The sequence below is a fragment of the Rhizobium pantanalense genome (assembly GCF_030182525.1).
Classification (GTDB): Bacteria; Pseudomonadota; Alphaproteobacteria; order Rhizobiales; family Rhizobiaceae; genus Rhizobium.
The window spans coordinates 131,294-148,425 of sequence record NZ_JAQJCH010000007.1 but is presented as its reverse complement, the minus strand read 5'-3'; the positions used below and the strand labels follow the sequence as shown (position 1 = coordinate 148,425).

Here is a 17,132-nt window from a genome sequence, read left to right as displayed (position 1 = left end):
ATGCCGATCGCAACGGCGATGATCCGACTGGCCTCGATGCGCTGGATAATGCTGGCCTGCGCGGTCAATCCCGTGTCTGCCTATGCGGAAGAATGCGTGCAGGAAAAGGCTGTCTATGTCGATATGGACAATGCCTATGAGTTGCGCTTCGAGCCCATGGGCTCGCAATCATCCGTCAGCAACAGATTCAAGCTCGCAGTGCGCAATACCAATATCGTGGCAGATGGAATCGTGATGCGCACAGACGACCATCTGCGCGCCGATGGGCGGATCATGTTCGAATGCCCTGAGGGGGATGTAACCGGAGCCGACCTCAGGGCCTGCACCGTATGGCAGGGCATGGTCTATGCCTCGGATCTGAAAGGGCATATCCGCGCGCTGCCGGCGGAAGGCGAGAGTGCAGCGGATCGGCTGTTCCTGCCGGCGCTCGGTCCCTCGATCCAGAAGTCGTCCCTCTGGGGTAAGGGCAAGGCGACTGTCGCGCCCTGGGATGTCCTTAGTCTGAAAGGATGCAATCAATGACCGACGACACACCTGTTCTTCTGGTAACTGGCGGCAGCCGCGGCATCGGTGCCGCGGTTTGTCTGGCTGCCGCTCAGCACGGCTGGGCCGTTGCGGTCAATTATGCGTCCAACAAGGATGCGGCCGAGGCTGTGGTTGGGACAATCGTTGACGCCGGCGGCCAGGCGATCGCAGTTGCCGGCGATGTCGGCAAGCCCAAGGATATCAAATCCATCTTTGCCAAGGTCGATGCGCATTTCGGCCGCATCGACGGGCTCGTCAACAATGCCGGCATCGTCGATGTCATCCAGCGCCTGGATGAGATGGCGCCGGAGCGGATCGACCGCATGTTCCGCATCAACGTCACGGGTTCGATGCTGGCGGCGGCCGAAGCCGTACGCCGCATGTCGACCCGGCATGGCGGCAAGGGTGGGGTGATCGTCAACCTCTCCTCCATGGCCGCCACGCTCGGCGGTGGTGGACAATATGTCGATTATGCCGCCTCCAAGGGCGCGATCGATACGTTCACTGTGGGGCTTGCACGCGAGGTGGCGGCGGAAGGCATTCGGGTGAATGCCGTCCGACCGGGAATCATCGATACCGATATCCATGCCGCCGCCGGGCTACCGGACAGGGCTCGTGATATCGCGCCGCAATTGCCGATGAAGCGGGCGGGAACGGCCGACGAGGTCGCCGACGCCATCCTCTACCTTTTGAGCCCGCACGCATCCTATATAACGGGTGCCGTGCTCGATGTGAGCGGCGGTCGCTGATCGGAAAGGGTCGATAGATGCAATATATTCTCGAATTCCTGGGCCTGATGGCGGTGTCCTCGATCTTCATCGTCATTCCCGGCGCCGACTTCGCGATGATCCTGCGCCAGAGCATCGTGCATGGCCGCCGTGCCGCCATGATGACGGGCCTCGGCATGGGTTTCTCGCTGCTCTTTCATGTCAGCTACACCATTCTCGGTCTCGGCCTGATCGTCTCGCAGTCGCTGGTCCTGTTCAGCATGATCAAATGGGCCGGCGTTCTCTATCTCGTCTATCTCGGTATCAAGTCCTTCCGTCAGGCGGGTTTCCAGGTGAAGGATGTCGAGATCACCGAGGAAGACCGCAAGCCGGTTTCCGTCTGGCGCTGCCTGGCGACCGGCTTCGTCACCAATGCGCTGAACCCGAAACCGATACTGTTCTTCCTGTCGCTGTTTTCGACGCTCGTCCATCACGATACGCCCGCGTTCATCCAGTTCAGCTACGGCATCGGCATGGCGGCGGCGCTTGTCGCCTGGTTTGCCGGGGTCTCCACCTTTTTCACCGTCAAGCCGGTGCGCGATCGCTTCATCGCCTCGGGCAAATGGTTCAACCGCATCACCGGAGCGGCGCTCGTCGGCTTCGGCATCCGCCTCGCCTTGGCACGGGCGACCGATTAGAGCCGGATGATTTTAGGTCTCTTCGACCTAAAATCTGAATCCGCTCTAGAATCAAAGAAGTAGAGCATGATGTCGTCCGAAAACCGCTCACACTTTTCGGCATCATGCTCTAAACAGATACAAAACAAGGAAATTAAAACATGTCCTACGATGTGATCATTATCGGAACCGGCCCCGGCGGCTATGTCTGCGCAGTCAAGGCAGCGCAGCTCGGCCTGAAGGTCGCGGTTGTCGAAAAGCGCGCGACCTATGGCGGCACCTGCCTCAATGTCGGCTGCATCCCCTCCAAGGCGCTGCTGCATGCTTCCGAAGTGTTCCATCATGCCGGCCATGGCATGGATGCGCTTGGCGTCGAAGTCGCTGCACCGAAGCTGAACCTGGGCAAGATGCTGGCGCACAAGGATGCGACGGTTAAGTCGAACGTCGATGGCGTCGCCTTCCTTTTCAAGAAGAACAAGATCGACGCCTTCCAGGGCACCGGCAAGATCGTTTCGGCTGGCAAAGTTGCCGTGACCGCCGATGATGGCAAGGTCACTGAGATCGAAGGCAAGAACATCGTCATCGCCACCGGCTCCGATGTTGCCGGCATTCCGGGCGTTCCGCTTGAGATCGACGAGAAGGTCATCATCTCCTCGACCGGCGGCATCGCACTCGACAAGGTGCCGGGCAAGATGATCGTGGTTGGCGGCGGCGTCATCGGCCTCGAGCTCGGTTCGGTCTGGTCGCGCCTCGGCGCCAAGGTGACCGTCGTCGAATATCTCGACACCATCCTCGGCGGCATGGACGGCGAAGTCTCCAAGCAGTTCCAGCGGATGCTCGCCAAGCAGGGCATCGAATTTCATCTCGGCGCCAAGGTTGTCGGAGTTGAGAAGTCCGCTAGCGGCGCGAAAGTCACCTTCGAGCCGGTCAAGGGCGGCGACAAGGTCGTGCTCGATGCTGATGTCGTTCTCGTTGCCACCGGCCGCAAGCCGTACACGGCAGGTCTCGGCCTCGAAGAAGCGGGCGTCGTGCTCGACAATCGCGGCCGGGTCGAGATCGACGGTCACTTCAAGACCAATGTCGCCGGCATCTATGCCATCGGCGACGTCGTGAAGGGGCCGATGCTCGCCCACAAGGCGGAAGACGAGGGCGTGGCGCTTGCCGAAATCCTCGCAGGCCAGGCCGGCCATGTGAACTACGATGTCATTCCGAGCGTCGTCTACACCCAGCCGGAAGTCGCCTCCGTCGGCAAGACCGAGGAAGAGCTGAAGGCCGCAGGCATCGCCTATAAGGTCGGCAAGTTCCCGTTCTCCGCAAACGGCCGCGCCCGCGCCATGCTGGCGACGGACGGTTTCGTCAAGATCCTCGCCGACAAGGAAACGGATCGCGTTCTCGGCGGCCATATCGTCGGCTTCGGCGCCGGCGAGATGATCCACGAGATCACCGTTCTGATGGAATTCGGCGGTTCGTCGGAAGATCTCGGCCGCACCTGCCATGCGCATCCGACGATGTCGGAAGCCGTCAAGGAAGCAGCGCTCGCGACCTTCTTCAAGCCGATTCATATGTAGGATCGGGCCATCCCTGCATGACAAGCGCCGGGATTGCAATGCTTGCCTGATGATGCGATGTACGGGCTCCGTGCATCGCATCATCCAATCGTTCTCACCAACAAAGCAAGCATGCCACGTCAAAACCCAGCCGGTCGTCTATCCCTGAAACTTTTCGTTGCGACAGCGCTCGCACTCCTCGTTACCGTTGCGGCTCCCGCCTATGCGGAAACGCCTGTCGCCCACTGGCCTCAGGCGGCAAGCGACCTGCCGGTGGAGCAGGGAATTCGCTTTGGGACCTTGCCGAACGGCATGCGCTATGCCGTCATGCACAATGCGACTCCGGCCGGTCAGGTGGCGATCCGTTTCCGTATCGGCGCTGGCTCCTTGCAGGAGCGCGACGACCAGCAGGGCTTGGCGCATTTCCTCGAGCATATGGCCTTCAAGGGCTCGACTCATGTGCCGGAAGGCGAAATGGTGCGCACCCTTCAGCGTCTCGGTCTTGCCTTCGGCGCGGATACGAATGCGTCCACGAGCTATGGCGAAACTGTTTATGCGCTGGATCTGCCGGAATCCAATCCGGAGACGATTTCGACCGGCCTGATGCTGATGCGCGAGACGGCGAGCGAACTGACACTCGATGCCGGCGCCTTCGACCGCGAGCGCGGCGTCATTCTTTCGGAAGAGAAGCTGCGTGACACGCCGCAATACCGTGGCGGGACTGGTTTGCTTGCTCAGCTGCTGCCGGGGCAGCGTGTGCCGCAACGTCCGCCGATCGGCAAGACCGATATTATCAGCAACGCGCCGGTCGATCTGCTGCGGGATTTTTACCGCACCTATTATCGTCCCGAGCGCGCCACCCTGATTGTCGTCGGCGATATCGATGCTGCCGCCATTGAAACCGATATCCGTAACCGCTTCGGCAATTGGGCCGCCGCCGCACCTGCACCCGCAGACCCTGATCTAGGCACCCTCCAAAGCCATGGAGCGCGCGTCGGCACGGTCATCGTGCCGGGTGGCGCGACCCGCGTGCAGCTTGCCTGGGCGCGCCCCTACGATGCTTCGCCGGATAGGACTGCCAAGCGCCGCGCGCAATTGGTGGAGGATATCGGCCTGGCTGTCCTCAACCGGCGCCTGTCAGTGCTGGCGCAGCAGCCCAATCCACCCTTCGTCAGCGCGCAGGCCGGTGCGCAGGATCTGCTGAAATCGGCCCATGTTACGATGGTTGCCGCCGATAGCGATCCCGCACAATGGCAGGCTGCCCTGGCGGCTATCGATCAGGAGCAGCGCCGCATTGCGCAGTTCGGTGCCGACCAGAGCGAGATCGACCGGGAAATTACCGAATATCGTTCGACCCTGCAGGCGGCCGCGAGCGGAGCTGCGACGCGCACCAGCCCGGATATTGCCGGCTCGCTCAGCTGGAGCGTCGGCGAAAACATGGTCTTCACCTCGCCAGCAGACGATCTGGCACTGTTTGATGCCGCGACGAAGGACCTGAGTGCAGATGAGGTCAACAAGGCTCTTCAGCGCGTCTTTGCCGGCAATGGCCCGCAGCTGGTGCTCCAGATCCCGCAAATGCCCGAGGGCGGCGATGCCGCTGTCGAGAAAGCCTATGCTGAATCGCGCGCCGTGGCGGTAAAGGCGCCGGAACAGACGGCTTCGGTCGCATGGCCCTACACCGATTTCGGCAAGCCCGGCGATATCATCGAACGCCGTACGGTCGATGATCTCGGCATTACGATGGTGCGTTTCGCCAATGGCGTCCGCTTGACCGTCAAGCCGACCAAATATCGGGCTGACGAGGTTTTGGTGCGGGCGGAGGTCGGCCGCGGGCGGCTGGATTTGCCGAATGATCGACCGTTGCCGATCTGGGCGGCACCGGCGCTGCCGCTGTCCGGCCTGAAAGCCATCAGCTATGACGACATGCAGAAGGCTTTTGCCGCGAAGGTTGTCAGCATCGATTTCGCCATTCAGGATGCCGCCTTCAAATTCGAGGGTACCACGCAGCCGCGCGATCTGCAGACGCAATTGCAGCTGCTGACGGCTTACATCTCTAGTCCGGCCTATCGTCCGGATGTCTTCAAGCGGGTCCAGCAGGCCTATCTGAACATGCTTCCCCAGCTTCAGGCGACGCCGGGCAGTGTGGTCGGCCGCGATCTTTCCGGTCTCCTGCATTCCGGCGATTCGCGCTGGGAATTCCCGGACCGGACACAGTTGATCGATGCGAAGCCGGAAGATTTCGAGGGCCTCCTGCAGCCCGCTCTTTCGAAGGGGCCGATCGAGGTCATCATCGCCGGCGATGTCGAGGTCGATGACGCCATTCGCTTGACGGCGCAGACCTTCGGCGCCTTGCCCGTTCGTGGCGACGGAGAGAAACAGAGCGACGGTTCCGGTGTGCATTTTCCGGCACCGACGACCGACCCGGTCGTTCGGCTCCATGACGGGCGCAGCGATAGTGCCGGTGCCGCCGTCGCTATGCCGATCGGCGATTTCCTTTCCGATCTGCCGAGAGCCGCCGCTGCCAATGTCGCCGGGGCGATCCTGCAGAATCGTCTGGTCGACCAGTTCCGCGTCGCCGAGGGAGCGACCTATAGTCCTCAGGGCGAAGTCGATCTGTCGAGATCGATCCCCGGCTATGGTTTTGCCTATCTCTATGTCGAAACCACGCCCGCCAAGGTGGATCATTTCTTCGAGCTGGTGGATAAGATCGCCTCCGATCTCGGCAATGGAGATGTTTCGCCCGATGAGCTGACACGGGCCAAGGTTCCGATCATCGAAGCTGTGAAGCGCTCGCAGCAGACCAACGGCTATTGGGTCCAGAATCTTCGCGATGCCCAGAGAGATCCCCGGCGTCTCGACCGTATTCGCAGGAGCATCAGCGGCTACGAGGCCGTGACCGCCAAGGATGTCCGCGCCATCGCGACGACCTATCTGAAGCCTGATGCTTCCTGGCGGCTGAAGATATTGCCGGCGGATGGATCGGCCGTGCGTTAGGCCATTATCTGCCGGCCAAATTGCCGCAGCCGGCTTTTGTTGGTCGGGCAGCATTGCAATGTGTGGTAGTCTGCAGCCGTCGAATAAAGGCGGATGAACCATGTCTGCAAGGCCTTTGATGGTGAAGCCCCTTATGCCGCATCCGGCGTTGCCGGATGCGGATTGGGCTGACTGCTACGAGCTGAATATCCAGAACTCGGATCTGACGGCCATTGCCGCCGCGCAAACGATGCTCAGCCGCTTTCCGTTTTGGGTGCGGCTGTTGCTACGAGTGCGCGATGCGGTAACTGGCCTTTTCGGCTTGAGATCCAGCAGCGATCTTCGGGCGGAGGAGTGGGAGAAGATCGGCTTCTTTCCCGTCGTCAGGAAGTCTGACAATCAGGTCGTGCTTGGGTTCGACGATCGGCATCTCGATTTTAGGGTCGTCATCGACGTGCGTGATGACGATCAGGGGCGTCGGCTGGTCGACGCCACGACACTCGTCCGGCGGAACATATTGCTCGGCCGGATCTATCTCGCCATCATCGCGCCATTCCACCGGCTGATCGTTGCGTCGATGCTTGCCGATCTCGGCAAGCGAATGCAAGCGGTCAGTTCACCGCCGTGACGGTAAAACCCTGCTTGCGCAGCAGCGCCACGAGGCCTTGATCGCCGACGATGTGAAGGGCGCCGACAGCGATGAAAGCATTGCCCTTGTTAAGAACGGGCGCAACACGCTCGGCCATGACCTTGTTGCGATCGAGGATGATGCGCTGCTCGAAGGCGGCGGTATCGGCATCCGTGATCTTCTGGTCCGGTTCGATCACCTTCAGCATCGGGATCATCGCGCCGATATTGCCGGCGAGATAGAGGCCCGTCATCGTTTCGTTGACGTCGTTGATCTTGTCGCCCAGTTCGAGCGTCTGCATCAGCGATTTCAGATGAAGCGCGACCGGCAGATCGCTCATGGCCTTGGCCTGCTCGGCCAGCGTTTCGAGACCAACGACCTTCTTGCCTTCGGCCGCGGCGTCGGTTGCGAGTTTCTGATCGAGGAATTTCGCCCCGGCCGTCTTGCGGCGAACCTCACAGCCCGTCATCTCGAAGGAGCTCGAGATCAGCCAGGGCTGCATGCGGGAAACTGCGGCGAGCGCAATGCCGCGCTCTTTCAGACCCGCTTCCAGCCGGGCATTGTCTTCGGGCGACAGATGCTGGCTGATGGTCGAGCCGTCGGTGAGCATGGTGAGTGAGGGATTGGCGAAGAGGGCGGCGGCGGCCTTCTTGTCGTCGAGAATTTCGTCCGATTCGACAACGATCGTATCGGCTGATGCAACGGCGTCTGCAGCGTCCTTCGGCATGGTGAGCACGCGCGTGTCCGAGACATGCATGGTGCCGAGCAGCCAGGACGGCTTCAGGCCGGGCTTTTCGATCTTCCAGAAAATACCCTTGCCATTCTCCACCTTGTCGCCGGCGGCGATAATGGAGGCATATTTGGCGGGATCGGTCTTTTGAAGTTCAGCCATGAGATCCTTGCCGCCGCAGCTATCGGACACAGCACCTTCGGCATGGGCCGGCTGCAGCGTCAGCATAGTCGCGACCAGCAGCACCGCAAGCATCAGCGGAAAGGCGGTGGCAAGCCAGAGCAAGATATCGCCGAGCGTCGGCTTCATCGACCGCATCGTCTTGGACCCGAGGGCAGAAATCATCAGAATCTTCCGTTTGCAGAGGGCATGACCACTAACGCCGGAAAGCGGTTTTCGAAGGGCATGCCGGGACATGATTCTGCTTTACGCGAGTGAGACGGAAATTCCCTTAACGCGAGAGGTTAATCTTTTCTTATGCGCGCGAACGGCCTTACGCGCGGGGATGGGCGCGGTCGTAGATCTCGAGCAGGCGCGAGGAGTCGACGCCGGTATAGACCTGCGTCGTCGAAAGGCTGGCGTGGCCGAGCAGCTCCTGGATGGTTCTGAGGTCACCGCCGCCGGCCAGGAGATGAGTGGCAAAGGAATGGCGCAGCGCGTGTGGCGTCGCCGTGTCCGGCAGCCCGAAGGCGCCGCGTAGTTTCTGCATGCCATGCTGGATGATGCCCGGCTGCAGCCTGCCGCCACGCGCGCCACGAAACAAGGCGCCATCGGCTTCGAGATGATAAGGGCAGAGCTTGCGATATTGATCGATCGCTTCGATGACGATCGGCAGTAGCGGCACCAGCCGGGTCTTGTTGCCCTTGCCGGTGATGCGCAGCGAGGTTGCGCCCGGTGGAAAATCCTGCGGTTTCAGATCCAGCGCCTCGGAAATGCGCAGGCCGCAGCCATAGAGCAGGGTCAGCACAGCTGCATCGCGCGCGGCGATCCATGGTTCTTCGTGCAGCTGCGCCTCGTCACTGACGACAGTAATCGCCTGCTTGTCGGAAAGGGGCTTCGGCAACGATTTCGGCTGTTTCGGCGAGCGCACCGCGGCTGCACCCGCGGCATTCACCAGGCCCTTCTTCTCAAGATAGCGCAACAGCGAACGAAGCCCGGCAAGATTGCGCCCGAGCGAACGCGCACCGGCACCATCCTTGCGGCGCGCGGCAAGAAAGGCGCGAAAGTCGGCGGGGCGCAGCGCATGAATATCCTCGATCGTCGCCGGACCGCCGAGATGGCCGGTGAGGAAGGTCAGGAATTGCCGCGTATCGCGTTCATAGGCATTCAGTGTGTGGGCGGCAAGCCGCCGCTCTTGACCAAGCGCGTCGAGCCAGCGGTTGCGTTCCGCCATCAACCTGGAGTCGGCGATGATCAATAATTCGTTCAGTGGAAAACCCCTTGAAATTCAGATCGCATCTGCCACTTTGAACGAAGGAAGGTTATGGAATCGCTAATTTTCCTGCTGCTTCCGGTGCGTTTTCCCTTCGTGCCGCGGGGCGCATCTGGACTTCAATGAACTGCATATGGCTCGTTCCGGATCTCGGATGGTTCGCCTTCCATATGCGAGGCGCTTGTCATGCTTCGATCATATTCGATTGCGATAGAATATCTCCCAACCATTCAGGACACTTCATGGCGCGCCGCGGCTCGATAACTGCACTGGGACAACTTGCAGAAGCGATCGCTTTGGTGTCTCAGGGCCAGCCCGGACATATTGTCGATACTCTCATCGCCGAGCGCGGACAAAAGATCGTGCGCAATCCGCTCTGGCCGCTCATGCGCCCGTTTCTCTACACGCTGCTGCGCTACAACAAGGCGATCGAATTCGCCGATGATGTCGCCAAGCTCTCCGGCTTCCAATGCTTCGAATATATGAGCGATCTGCTGCGGCTCGATATCGGCGTCACCCATGCCGATCGTATTCCGGCTAAGGGGGGCTTCATTCTCGTCAGCAATCATCCCACAGGCATTGCCGATGGCGTCGCCGTCTTCGATCTCCTGAAGTCGCGCCGGCCCGACATGATGATCTTTGCCAATCGCGATGCGGTACGCGTCAACCCGCGCTTTGCCGAGATGATCATCCCGGTCGAATGGCGCGAGGAATATAAGAGCAAGCCGAAGACGCGCGAGACGCTGCAGCTGACCAACCGCGCCGTGGCGGAGGGCAAGGTTACGGTACTGTTTCCATCAGGCCGCATCGCCTACTGGGCGAACGGCAAGTTGAACGAACGGCCGTGGAAGACCTCTGCCGTAGGTTTGGCGCGCAAATACAATCTGCCGATCCTGCCCGTGCACCTGACGGCGCGCAATTCCGGCCTGTTCTACTGGTTCGCCAAGTGGTCGACGGAGCTGCGCGACATGACCGTGTTCCACGAACTGCTCAACAAGCGCGGCGACCGGTTCGATTTCCTCGTCGGCAATCTCATTCCCGTCGAACATCTGGACGGCGACGTTAACGAAGTGACGAAGGCGCTGGAGAAGCACACGGTCGTTGACCTTGCGGCAGACGGCAATGCAATCTTCGCGCCGCTTGTTCCTCCAAACCAGGACGAGCCTCTGGTTTCGCATTCTCTTTAGTATCGGAATCGGCTAAACCCTCGGACATGCAGCTACGCTCCATGTTTGCCCGCAATTATCGCTCCCTGCGCTCGATCCGCATGGATCTTTCCGATGTCAATCTGTTCATCGGCGAGAACGGGGTGGGCAAGTCCAATCTCTATCGTTCCCTGCAGCTCGTGCAGGCGGCGGTTCGCGGCCGGTTGGCGCATGAGATTTCCAGTGAAGGCGGCATGTTCTCGGCCATGTGGTCGGGCAAGCGGCGTTCGCATGAGTCCCCCCGCATCCGCTTCGATGTCGAGCTGCTCGATATGGAACGGGCGGCGACCTTTCGCTACTGGATCGAAGCGGGCATGCGACCGCCTTGTGCCTCCGCCGGCTTTCCGCTGGAGCCGCAGGTCAAGGCCGAAGAGCTTTCGGTCGAAACCGGGCGCAGGTCGGTGACGATGATGAAGCGCGACGGGCCAGGCATTTCCGTGCGCGGCGAGAGTGGCCGCATGCAGCCGCATCCCGAGAACGCCCTGACCTCCGAGACGGCGATCGCGCTTTTGGGCGATGCCGGTCATTTTCCGGAGATCGGCACGTTCCGGCGCGCCGTCGACGCCTGGCGATTCTACCATGGTTTCCGCACAGATCGCGGCTCGCCGCTGCGTGCGCCCTGCCTTGCCGTGACGTCTCCCATGCTGGATGAGGATGGCGCCAATATCGCCGCCGTTTTCGCAACCCTCGTCCATACGCGCGAAGATACCGTCGAACTGGACCGCGTTCTTGCCGCGGCGCTCGGAGGGGCGCGGCTCGTCGTGCCGGAGCCACAGGAAACGGCGGATTTTGGCCTGACGTTGCCCGAATTTCCCAACCGCGTCTTCCAGCCGCGCGAGCTCTCCGATGGCCAGATCCGCTTCCTCGGTCTTGCCGCCGCCTTGATGTCCTACCGCCTGCCGCCGCTGATTGCGCTCAACGAGCCGGAGGCGAGCCTGCACCCGGACATGCTGGTGCCGCTTGCCGACATGATCGCTCAGGCCGCAAAGACCAGCCAAATCTGGATCGTCACCCATTCGGAACGCCTGGCGGAGGCCGTTCGCGAGCGCTGCGGAGCGAAGCCGCGCCGGGTGATCCGTGAGGATGGCTCCACCTGGATCGACGGCATGCGGCTGACTGGCGAGATCGATGAGGGCGATGAGTAGCAGTGATCCGGTTTTGTTGCCTTACAGCTCGCGCGTCCTGCAAAAAGGATTGACGATATAACTTCCTCGCGCAGAGCTGCCCTGTTGGACGGTCTGGTACCAAAACGGCTCGGCTCGGTCATTTACCTCGCCGAGCCGCATCGCTCTTAGAGGGTTCAGGTTTTTGCGGAATCTCTGAAACGCTCTATCTCTTTGCTTTTACGCAATTCTGGACGGAAAGCCGCTGTGCATTTTTCCTGGAATTGCTCTTAGGAGCGAAGGTTTTCTCTGATCCACTCTTCGGCGGTGGTAACCTTTATGCCGTTCCGCTCATTGAAGCTGCCGCGCTTTGGCCATGCCACGCCTTTGCCCTCGGCAAAGACCGCCCGATATTTCTTGACATGGTTGTCGGGGTCCTGTGCAAGTTCCGACTTGAGCTGAGGAACTGTCCATTCCGCTTTCGTAAACGGCCGCCCAAGCACGGTTTGAAGCTTGTCGGCAACCTCGCCGTAGGTCACGGTGTCGCCAGCGAGATAGACGATCTCGTTGCAGATCGTCGGCTGAGCGAAGACCACCTCGGCGGTCAAGGCGCCGATATCGTCAGGCGTCGTCAGTGTCACTTCCGTATCAAGGCCGCCCAGCGCGTTGACCACGTTGTTTTCGAGATCGACGACCTCGAAGATCGGTTCGAACAGGAAGCTCGTAAACATTCCCGTAGAGATCACCACCCAGTCGGTCTTGTTTTGCCCGCGCAGAAGGTCACGCACGTCGATCTGGGCATCGAACAGGTCTTGAGGGCTGCCACGACCGATGACATCGAAGTCCACGCCAAACTGCCAAGGGAAATAGCGCTTGAGGTTCGCTTCAAGTGCAGCTTTCGCGAGTTTCATGGGCGTGTCTCGGCCAGCGGAAAAGCCTGCACATCCGATCACCGTATGGAAACGGCCGAAGATGGCCGCAAGTTCGCCTATCGTCGCAGTGAGAATGTCGCCAGTAACGATCTTGATCCCTAGTTCTCGTATCTCGGAGACGTCGCGCTGCTTCACCGGGTCGGTCGACTCGACGGTCGCCGCCCGCAAGAGAACGCTGACGGTCGTGCCAGGATGATCCTTGGCCTTGAGCGCCAGATTGCGTAGTACAGGCATACCGAGCTCTCCGGCACCAATGACCAGGATCGACTGTGCTTCTGTCGTTGGGGTGGAGTTCATTTGGTGATCCTTCCTGATCTTTTCGTTCGTGTGAACGAGAGATGGCATCTCTCAGAAGGGATCGTAAGAAGGTACACGCGTGATACCATGAGGCGGGAAGATGACGAGAGACGAAATCCTGAACTATTCTCAAGCGGTCTGCGATGGCCTTCGCGAAGATGATGACGGGGTAAGACGAGAAGTTCTGACCCATGCAGGGAACAGATGGTCGCTGGGCGTCATCCACACCTTGGGCGTCTATGGCAGACTACGCCACGCGGATATCGGACGACGAATGCATGGTGTTACCCAGAGGATGCTGACACGCACTCTCCGAGAACTTGAGAGAGATGGGCTGGTCACACGCTACGATCTGGTGGAGATGCCGCCACGCGTGGAATACGAGCTTACCGAGTTGGGAATGGAGCTCCTGATCCGCATGATCCCGCTTTGGACATGGGTGGTTGAAAATTCAGACCAGTTTCGAAAATCGCGTGAGGACTACGATTCCCGCCCGCATGCGAAACCATCATGGCAGACTTTTTAACGAGCTCGCAGGCTACTACGGAAATATCTGCGGCTAGGACACACCATATGCGCAATGACTACGATCCACCGCACGTTATCTCCATGAACGCCGACAAATCCAATTGATCCTATAGTCAATATCCTGTATTAAAATTTGATGTACGTACATCAATTTTTCCAGAAGAACAATCGGCCAGGATACGAGGTGTTCACTGGTGGCTAAGATGCAAACGGGAACAATCTGGGAGGTGGTTGATGGCAGGGGTACAATTCAATCCCGATTTCGCAATTGACGATGAGCAATCGCTTCGTGAATTATTCGAGCCGCCCCACTCTCTGGCTATATTGAAGTGTCAGGATTCCTTGGGAGAGCACGCGCGAGAATTCATCAGGCGCTCGCCGTTTCTATGTATTGGTTCCCAGCATCCGGACGGAAAGGCTGACGTCAGTCCTCGCGGCGATCCTCCGGGCTTCGTCAAGGTTCTCGATGAGTGTACGATTGCGATTCCGGATCGCCCGGGCAACAACCGCCTTGATACGCTAGCCAACATTATTGCCAATCCGAACGTCGGACTGCTCTTTGTCATTCCCGGCTTCGAGGACACATTGCGCATAAGCGGGCGGGCCGGTCTCACACGTGACCCGGAACTCCTGAAAGATATGGCGGTCGCCGGCCGCGTACCAAAACTTGCCATTCTCGTAAGCATCAGCGAAGTCTTCCTGCACTGTGCCAAGGCCTTCCGGCGGTCTCGCCTCTGGAGCGCGGATTATTTTCAGGATCGCAGCGAGATGCCCTCGCTCATAAAGATGATCCTGGATGAGACGACAGGAGCTCCTGCGGACCGGGATGAAATGCGAACGATGGACGACGGGCTGGAGGAGGATTATCGGAGGACACTGTACTAATGGCGAGCGCGAGGTCATTGGTACTGCCAAATTCAGCAAACTGTTTGACGTGAGTTCTTATCTCAAACGTCGACAATCAGATTCCCGTGTTCACCTCGGCCAACACTGGCCATTGGCAGCACTACTGCTACGGCCGGACATTCACCGCATCTGCGAGGCGTCCACATTTTGCCGGCGATCGTGCGCTACTCCCGGGTTTCCTTTTCCGTTCGTCCGGGGCATGGTCTGGCGCAATGAGCAAAGATTCTTCCGATCTGTTCGGTGCGCTTTTCGAGGCGGCGCCCGCAAAACTTTTGATGAGCCGTACCGTGCCAGTTCTCGTGCCGATGCCGGCGCCGAAGGCCTATTCCTATGCCGTGCCTGAGGGCATGGCGGTCGAGCCTGGTTCGGTCGTGCAGGTGCCGCTCGGGCCGCGGCAGGTGATCGGCGTCGTCTGGGATGGCGAGGATGACGGTGGCGTCGATCCGAAGAAGCTTCGGCCGATCAGCCACGTGTTCGATTGCCCGCCGCTCGGCAAGCATATGCGTGACTTCATCGATTGGGTGGCGGCCTACACGCTGTCGCCGCCGGGGCTGGTGGCGCGCATGGCGCTCCGAGCGCCGGCCGCCTTCGATCCCGAACCGATGATCGAGGGCCTGCGCTTCGTCGGCGGCCAGCCGGAGCGGATGACGCCGGCTCGCGCCAAGGTGATGGAGATTGCTGCCGACGGGCTTTCCTGGACGCGGCTCGGCTTGGCGCATGCGGCGGGCGTGTCCACCAGCGTTGTCGATGGGCTGATCGCGCAGGGTATTTTCGAGACCATCTTTCTGCCGCCGCCGCCCGTCGTCGCCAAGCCCGATCCGGAATTCATCGCGTCGCGGCTGCAGGGGCCGCAGAAAGACGCCGCTGAAGAGATATTGGCTGACGTGCGCAAGGGCGAGTTCGCGGTTTCGCTGATCGACGGCGTCACCGGTTCCGGCAAGACGGAGGTCTATTTCGAGGCCATCGCCGAAACGCTGCGACGCGGCAAGCAGGTTTTGATCCTGCTGCCGGAAATCGCGCTGACGGCAAGTTTTCTCGAGCGTTTTCAGGATCGCTTCGGCGCCAAGCCGGCCGAATGGCATTCCGATCTCGCGCCGAGAATGCGGGAAAAGGTTTGGCGCCAGGCCGTCACCGGCGAGGTTCGGGTCGTGGCCGGTGCGCGTTCGGCGCTCTTCCTGCCTTTCGAGGATCTCGGTCTGATTGTCGTCGATGAAGAGCATGATCCCGCCTACAAGCAAGAGGATCGCGTCTATTATAATGCGCGAGATATGGCCGTGGTGCGCGGCCGCATCGGCGATTTTCCCGTCGTGCTGGTGTCGGCAACCCCTTCGGTCGAGAGCCAGGTCAATGGCCAGAGTGGGCGCTACACGACAATCCATCTGCCGACTCGCTTCGGCGATGCGGCCCTTCCCGACCTGCATCTGATCGACATGCGCCGGCATGCGCCCGAGCGCGGCGGCTTCCTTTCACCCGTCATGATCCGCGCGATCGGCAAGACGGTTGCCAAGGGCGAGCAGGCGCTGCTGTTCCTCAACAGGCGCGGTTATGCGCCGCTGACGCTCTGCCGGGTCTGCGGTCACCGCTTCCAGTGCCCGCAATGTTCGAGCTGGCTGGTCGAGCATCGCTTCCGCAACCAGATCCAGTGCCATCAATGCGGCTATGCGGAGCGCACGCCGGAGGCCTGCCCCGAATGCGGCACGCTCGACCATCTCGTGGCCTGCGGGCCAGGCGTCGAGCGTATCGCGGAGGAGGTGGAGCGGCATTTCCCAGAGGCGCGGACGATCGTGCTCTCCTCCGACATCATGGGCGGCGTCAAGCGGCTGCGGCTGGAGCTCGACGCGATCGCCAAGGGCGAGGCCGATATCGTCATCGGCACGCAGCTTGTCGCCAAGGGGCATAATTTCCCGCTGATGACGCTGGTCGGCATCGTGGATGCGGACCTCGGCCTGGCGAATGGTGATCCGCGCGCTGCCGAACGGACGTTCCAGCTCCTGTCGCAGGTGACAGGACGCGCCGGGCGAACCGGTCTCAAGAGCCACGGCTTGCTGCAGACCTATCAGCCGCAGCATCCTGTCATGCAAGCGATCGTCTCGGGCGATGCCAGCGCGTTTTACGAGCGCGAAATTTTAGAGCGGGAGAGGGCGATATTGCCGCCCTTCGGCCGGCTCGCCTCGATCATCGTCTCGGCCGACACGAGGCAGGATGCGGAGACGCATGCGCGCGGCATCCGCAATGCGGCGCCTCAGGTTTCGGGTATTTCGGTGCTCGGTCCGGCCGAAGCGCCGATCGCGCTGGTGCGCGGCCGCCATCGCTTCCGACTGCTCGTGCATGGCCGGCGCAATTCCGACATGCAGGGCTTTCTTCGGGCCATGCTGGCGCAGTCCCCAAAGGAGCGCGGCTCCGTGCAGGTGCAGCTCGACATCGATCCGCAAAGCTTTCTGTGATTGGTGCGGCAGATATCCAGGCTGCACCTTCCCCTTGTAACGCGGATCATGCCATAACTCCGCCGTCTCACCTGATGTGATTTGCACGCGGCTGATTTTGAGGGCGACTGATGGAGCTTTATTTTCCGACCGAATTCGGCGAGCGGCTTGCCTATTGTTCGGCTGCCATTACGGCGCTTATCGGCCTCTTCCTGATGTTTGCACCGGGTTATACCTACCGTGTCCTCAAGCTGCAGGTAAAGGAAGGGCGATCCGAAGCCTATGCCGAGGCGCGCTCGGCCGGCGGCTTCATGGTCGGCTTCGGGTTGGTGGCGATCCTGCTGGCGCAGCCGATGATCTATCTCGCGCTCGGCGCTTCCTTCGGCGTCGCGGCGTTCGGTCGCATCCTGTCGCTCATGTCCGATAGGGGCAGTGTATTTTTGAGCCTTCTCCTTCTGGTTGTGCAGGCGATTCTTGCTGCGCTACCTTTTCTTTATGGTCTCGGCTATATTTGAGCCG

Annotated in this window: 15 protein-coding genes; 12 read left to right on the top strand and 3 right to left on the bottom strand. The window is 60.6% G+C overall.

Annotated features, from left to right (window positions below; translation table 11 throughout):
• The 6 genes from PH558_RS19685 to PH558_RS19660 all read left to right on the top strand — a co-directional run bounded on the left by PH558_RS19685 (nucleotide 1) and on the right by PH558_RS19660 (nucleotide 7,057).
• A complete protein-coding gene (locus PH558_RS19685) occupies nucleotides 1–522 on the top strand; it encodes a hypothetical protein (protein WP_285206117.1) in 522 nt (173 codons plus the stop codon).
• The gene (locus tag PH558_RS19680) at nucleotides 519–1,274 is read left to right on the top strand and encodes an SDR family oxidoreductase (RefSeq protein WP_285206116.1); all 756 of its coding nucleotides are present in this window, start codon (nucleotides 519–521) and stop codon (nucleotides 1,272–1,274) included. The genes PH558_RS19685 and PH558_RS19680 overlap by 4 nt, the downstream gene beginning before the upstream one ends.
• A 17-nt stretch (nucleotides 1,275–1,291) precedes the next feature.
• Nucleotides 1,292–1,930 (top strand): LysE family translocator, encoded by a 639-nt coding sequence (locus tag PH558_RS19675; RefSeq protein WP_285206114.1) that lies wholly within the window; start codon nucleotides 1,292–1,294, stop codon nucleotides 1,928–1,930.
• 140 nt (nucleotides 1,931–2,070) lie between these two features.
• Nucleotides 2,071–3,477 (top strand): dihydrolipoyl dehydrogenase, encoded by a 1,407-nt coding sequence (gene lpdA, locus PH558_RS19670; RefSeq protein WP_285206113.1) that lies wholly within the window; start codon nucleotides 2,071–2,073, stop codon nucleotides 3,475–3,477.
• Between the two features lie 111 nt (nucleotides 3,478–3,588).
• Nucleotides 3,589–6,450: a M16 family metallopeptidase gene (locus PH558_RS19665; protein ID WP_285206112.1), complete on the top strand. Its 2,862-nt coding sequence runs from the start codon at nucleotides 3,589–3,591 to the stop codon at nucleotides 6,448–6,450.
• Between the two features lie 100 nt (nucleotides 6,451–6,550).
• Nucleotides 6,551–7,057, top strand: coding sequence for a DUF2867 domain-containing protein (locus PH558_RS19660; RefSeq protein ID WP_285206111.1), 507 nt, complete (start codon nucleotides 6,551–6,553; stop codon nucleotides 7,055–7,057).
• On the opposite strand, the gene PH558_RS19655 is transcribed toward PH558_RS19660, so the two are convergent.
• Nucleotides 7,041–8,132, bottom strand: coding sequence for a TraB/GumN family protein (locus PH558_RS19655; RefSeq protein WP_285206110.1), 1,092 nt, complete (start codon nucleotides 8,130–8,132; stop codon nucleotides 7,041–7,043). The genes PH558_RS19660 and PH558_RS19655 overlap by 17 nt on opposite strands.
• 148 nt (nucleotides 8,133–8,280) lie before the next feature.
• Complete coding sequence (locus PH558_RS19650) at nucleotides 8,281–9,216, bottom strand: tyrosine recombinase XerC (RefSeq protein WP_285206188.1); 936 nt, start codon at nucleotides 9,214–9,216, stop codon at nucleotides 8,281–8,283.
• A 245-nt stretch (nucleotides 9,217–9,461) separates the two neighbouring features.
• Between PH558_RS19650 and PH558_RS19645 the strand changes: the two genes are divergently transcribed.
• Nucleotides 9,462–10,406, top strand: a complete 945-nt coding sequence (locus PH558_RS19645) for a GNAT family N-acetyltransferase (protein WP_285206109.1) — start codon at nucleotides 9,462–9,464, stop codon at nucleotides 10,404–10,406.
• Nucleotides 10,407–10,432: 26 nt separating this feature from the next.
• Nucleotides 10,433–11,569, top strand: a complete 1,137-nt coding sequence (locus tag PH558_RS19640) for an AAA family ATPase (RefSeq protein ID WP_095432952.1) — start codon at nucleotides 10,433–10,435, stop codon at nucleotides 11,567–11,569.
• A 248-nt stretch (nucleotides 11,570–11,817) separates the two neighbouring features.
• On the opposite strand, the gene PH558_RS19635 is transcribed toward PH558_RS19640, so the two are convergent.
• Complete coding sequence (locus PH558_RS19635) at nucleotides 11,818–12,756, bottom strand: aromatic alcohol reductase (RefSeq protein ID WP_285206108.1); 939 nt, start codon at nucleotides 12,754–12,756, stop codon at nucleotides 11,818–11,820.
• Between the two features lie 100 nt (nucleotides 12,757–12,856).
• Between PH558_RS19635 and PH558_RS19630 the strand changes: the two genes are divergently transcribed.
• The 4 genes from PH558_RS19630 to PH558_RS19615 all read left to right on the top strand — a co-directional run bounded on the left by PH558_RS19630 (nucleotide 12,857) and on the right by PH558_RS19615 (nucleotide 17,128).
• Nucleotides 12,857–13,282: a winged helix-turn-helix transcriptional regulator gene (locus PH558_RS19630; protein WP_095432950.1), complete on the top strand. Its 426-nt coding sequence runs from the start codon at nucleotides 12,857–12,859 to the stop codon at nucleotides 13,280–13,282.
• A 236-nt stretch (nucleotides 13,283–13,518) separates the two neighbouring features.
• Nucleotides 13,519–14,169, top strand: a complete 651-nt coding sequence (locus PH558_RS19625) for a pyridoxamine 5'-phosphate oxidase family protein (RefSeq protein WP_285206107.1) — start codon at nucleotides 13,519–13,521, stop codon at nucleotides 14,167–14,169.
• A gap of 233 nt (nucleotides 14,170–14,402) precedes the next feature.
• Nucleotides 14,403–16,634 carry a primosomal protein N' gene (locus PH558_RS19620; RefSeq protein ID WP_285206106.1) on the top strand — a complete coding sequence of 744 codons (2,232 nt, stop codon included), beginning with the start codon at nucleotides 14,403–14,405 and terminating at the stop codon, nucleotides 16,632–16,634.
• Nucleotides 16,635–16,744: 110 nt separating this feature from the next.
• Nucleotides 16,745–17,128 carry an AGROH133_08824 family phage infection protein gene (locus PH558_RS19615; protein ID WP_285206105.1) on the top strand — a complete coding sequence of 128 codons (384 nt, stop codon included), beginning with the start codon at nucleotides 16,745–16,747 and terminating at the stop codon, nucleotides 17,126–17,128.
• Nucleotides 17,129–17,132 lie beyond the last annotated feature (4 nt).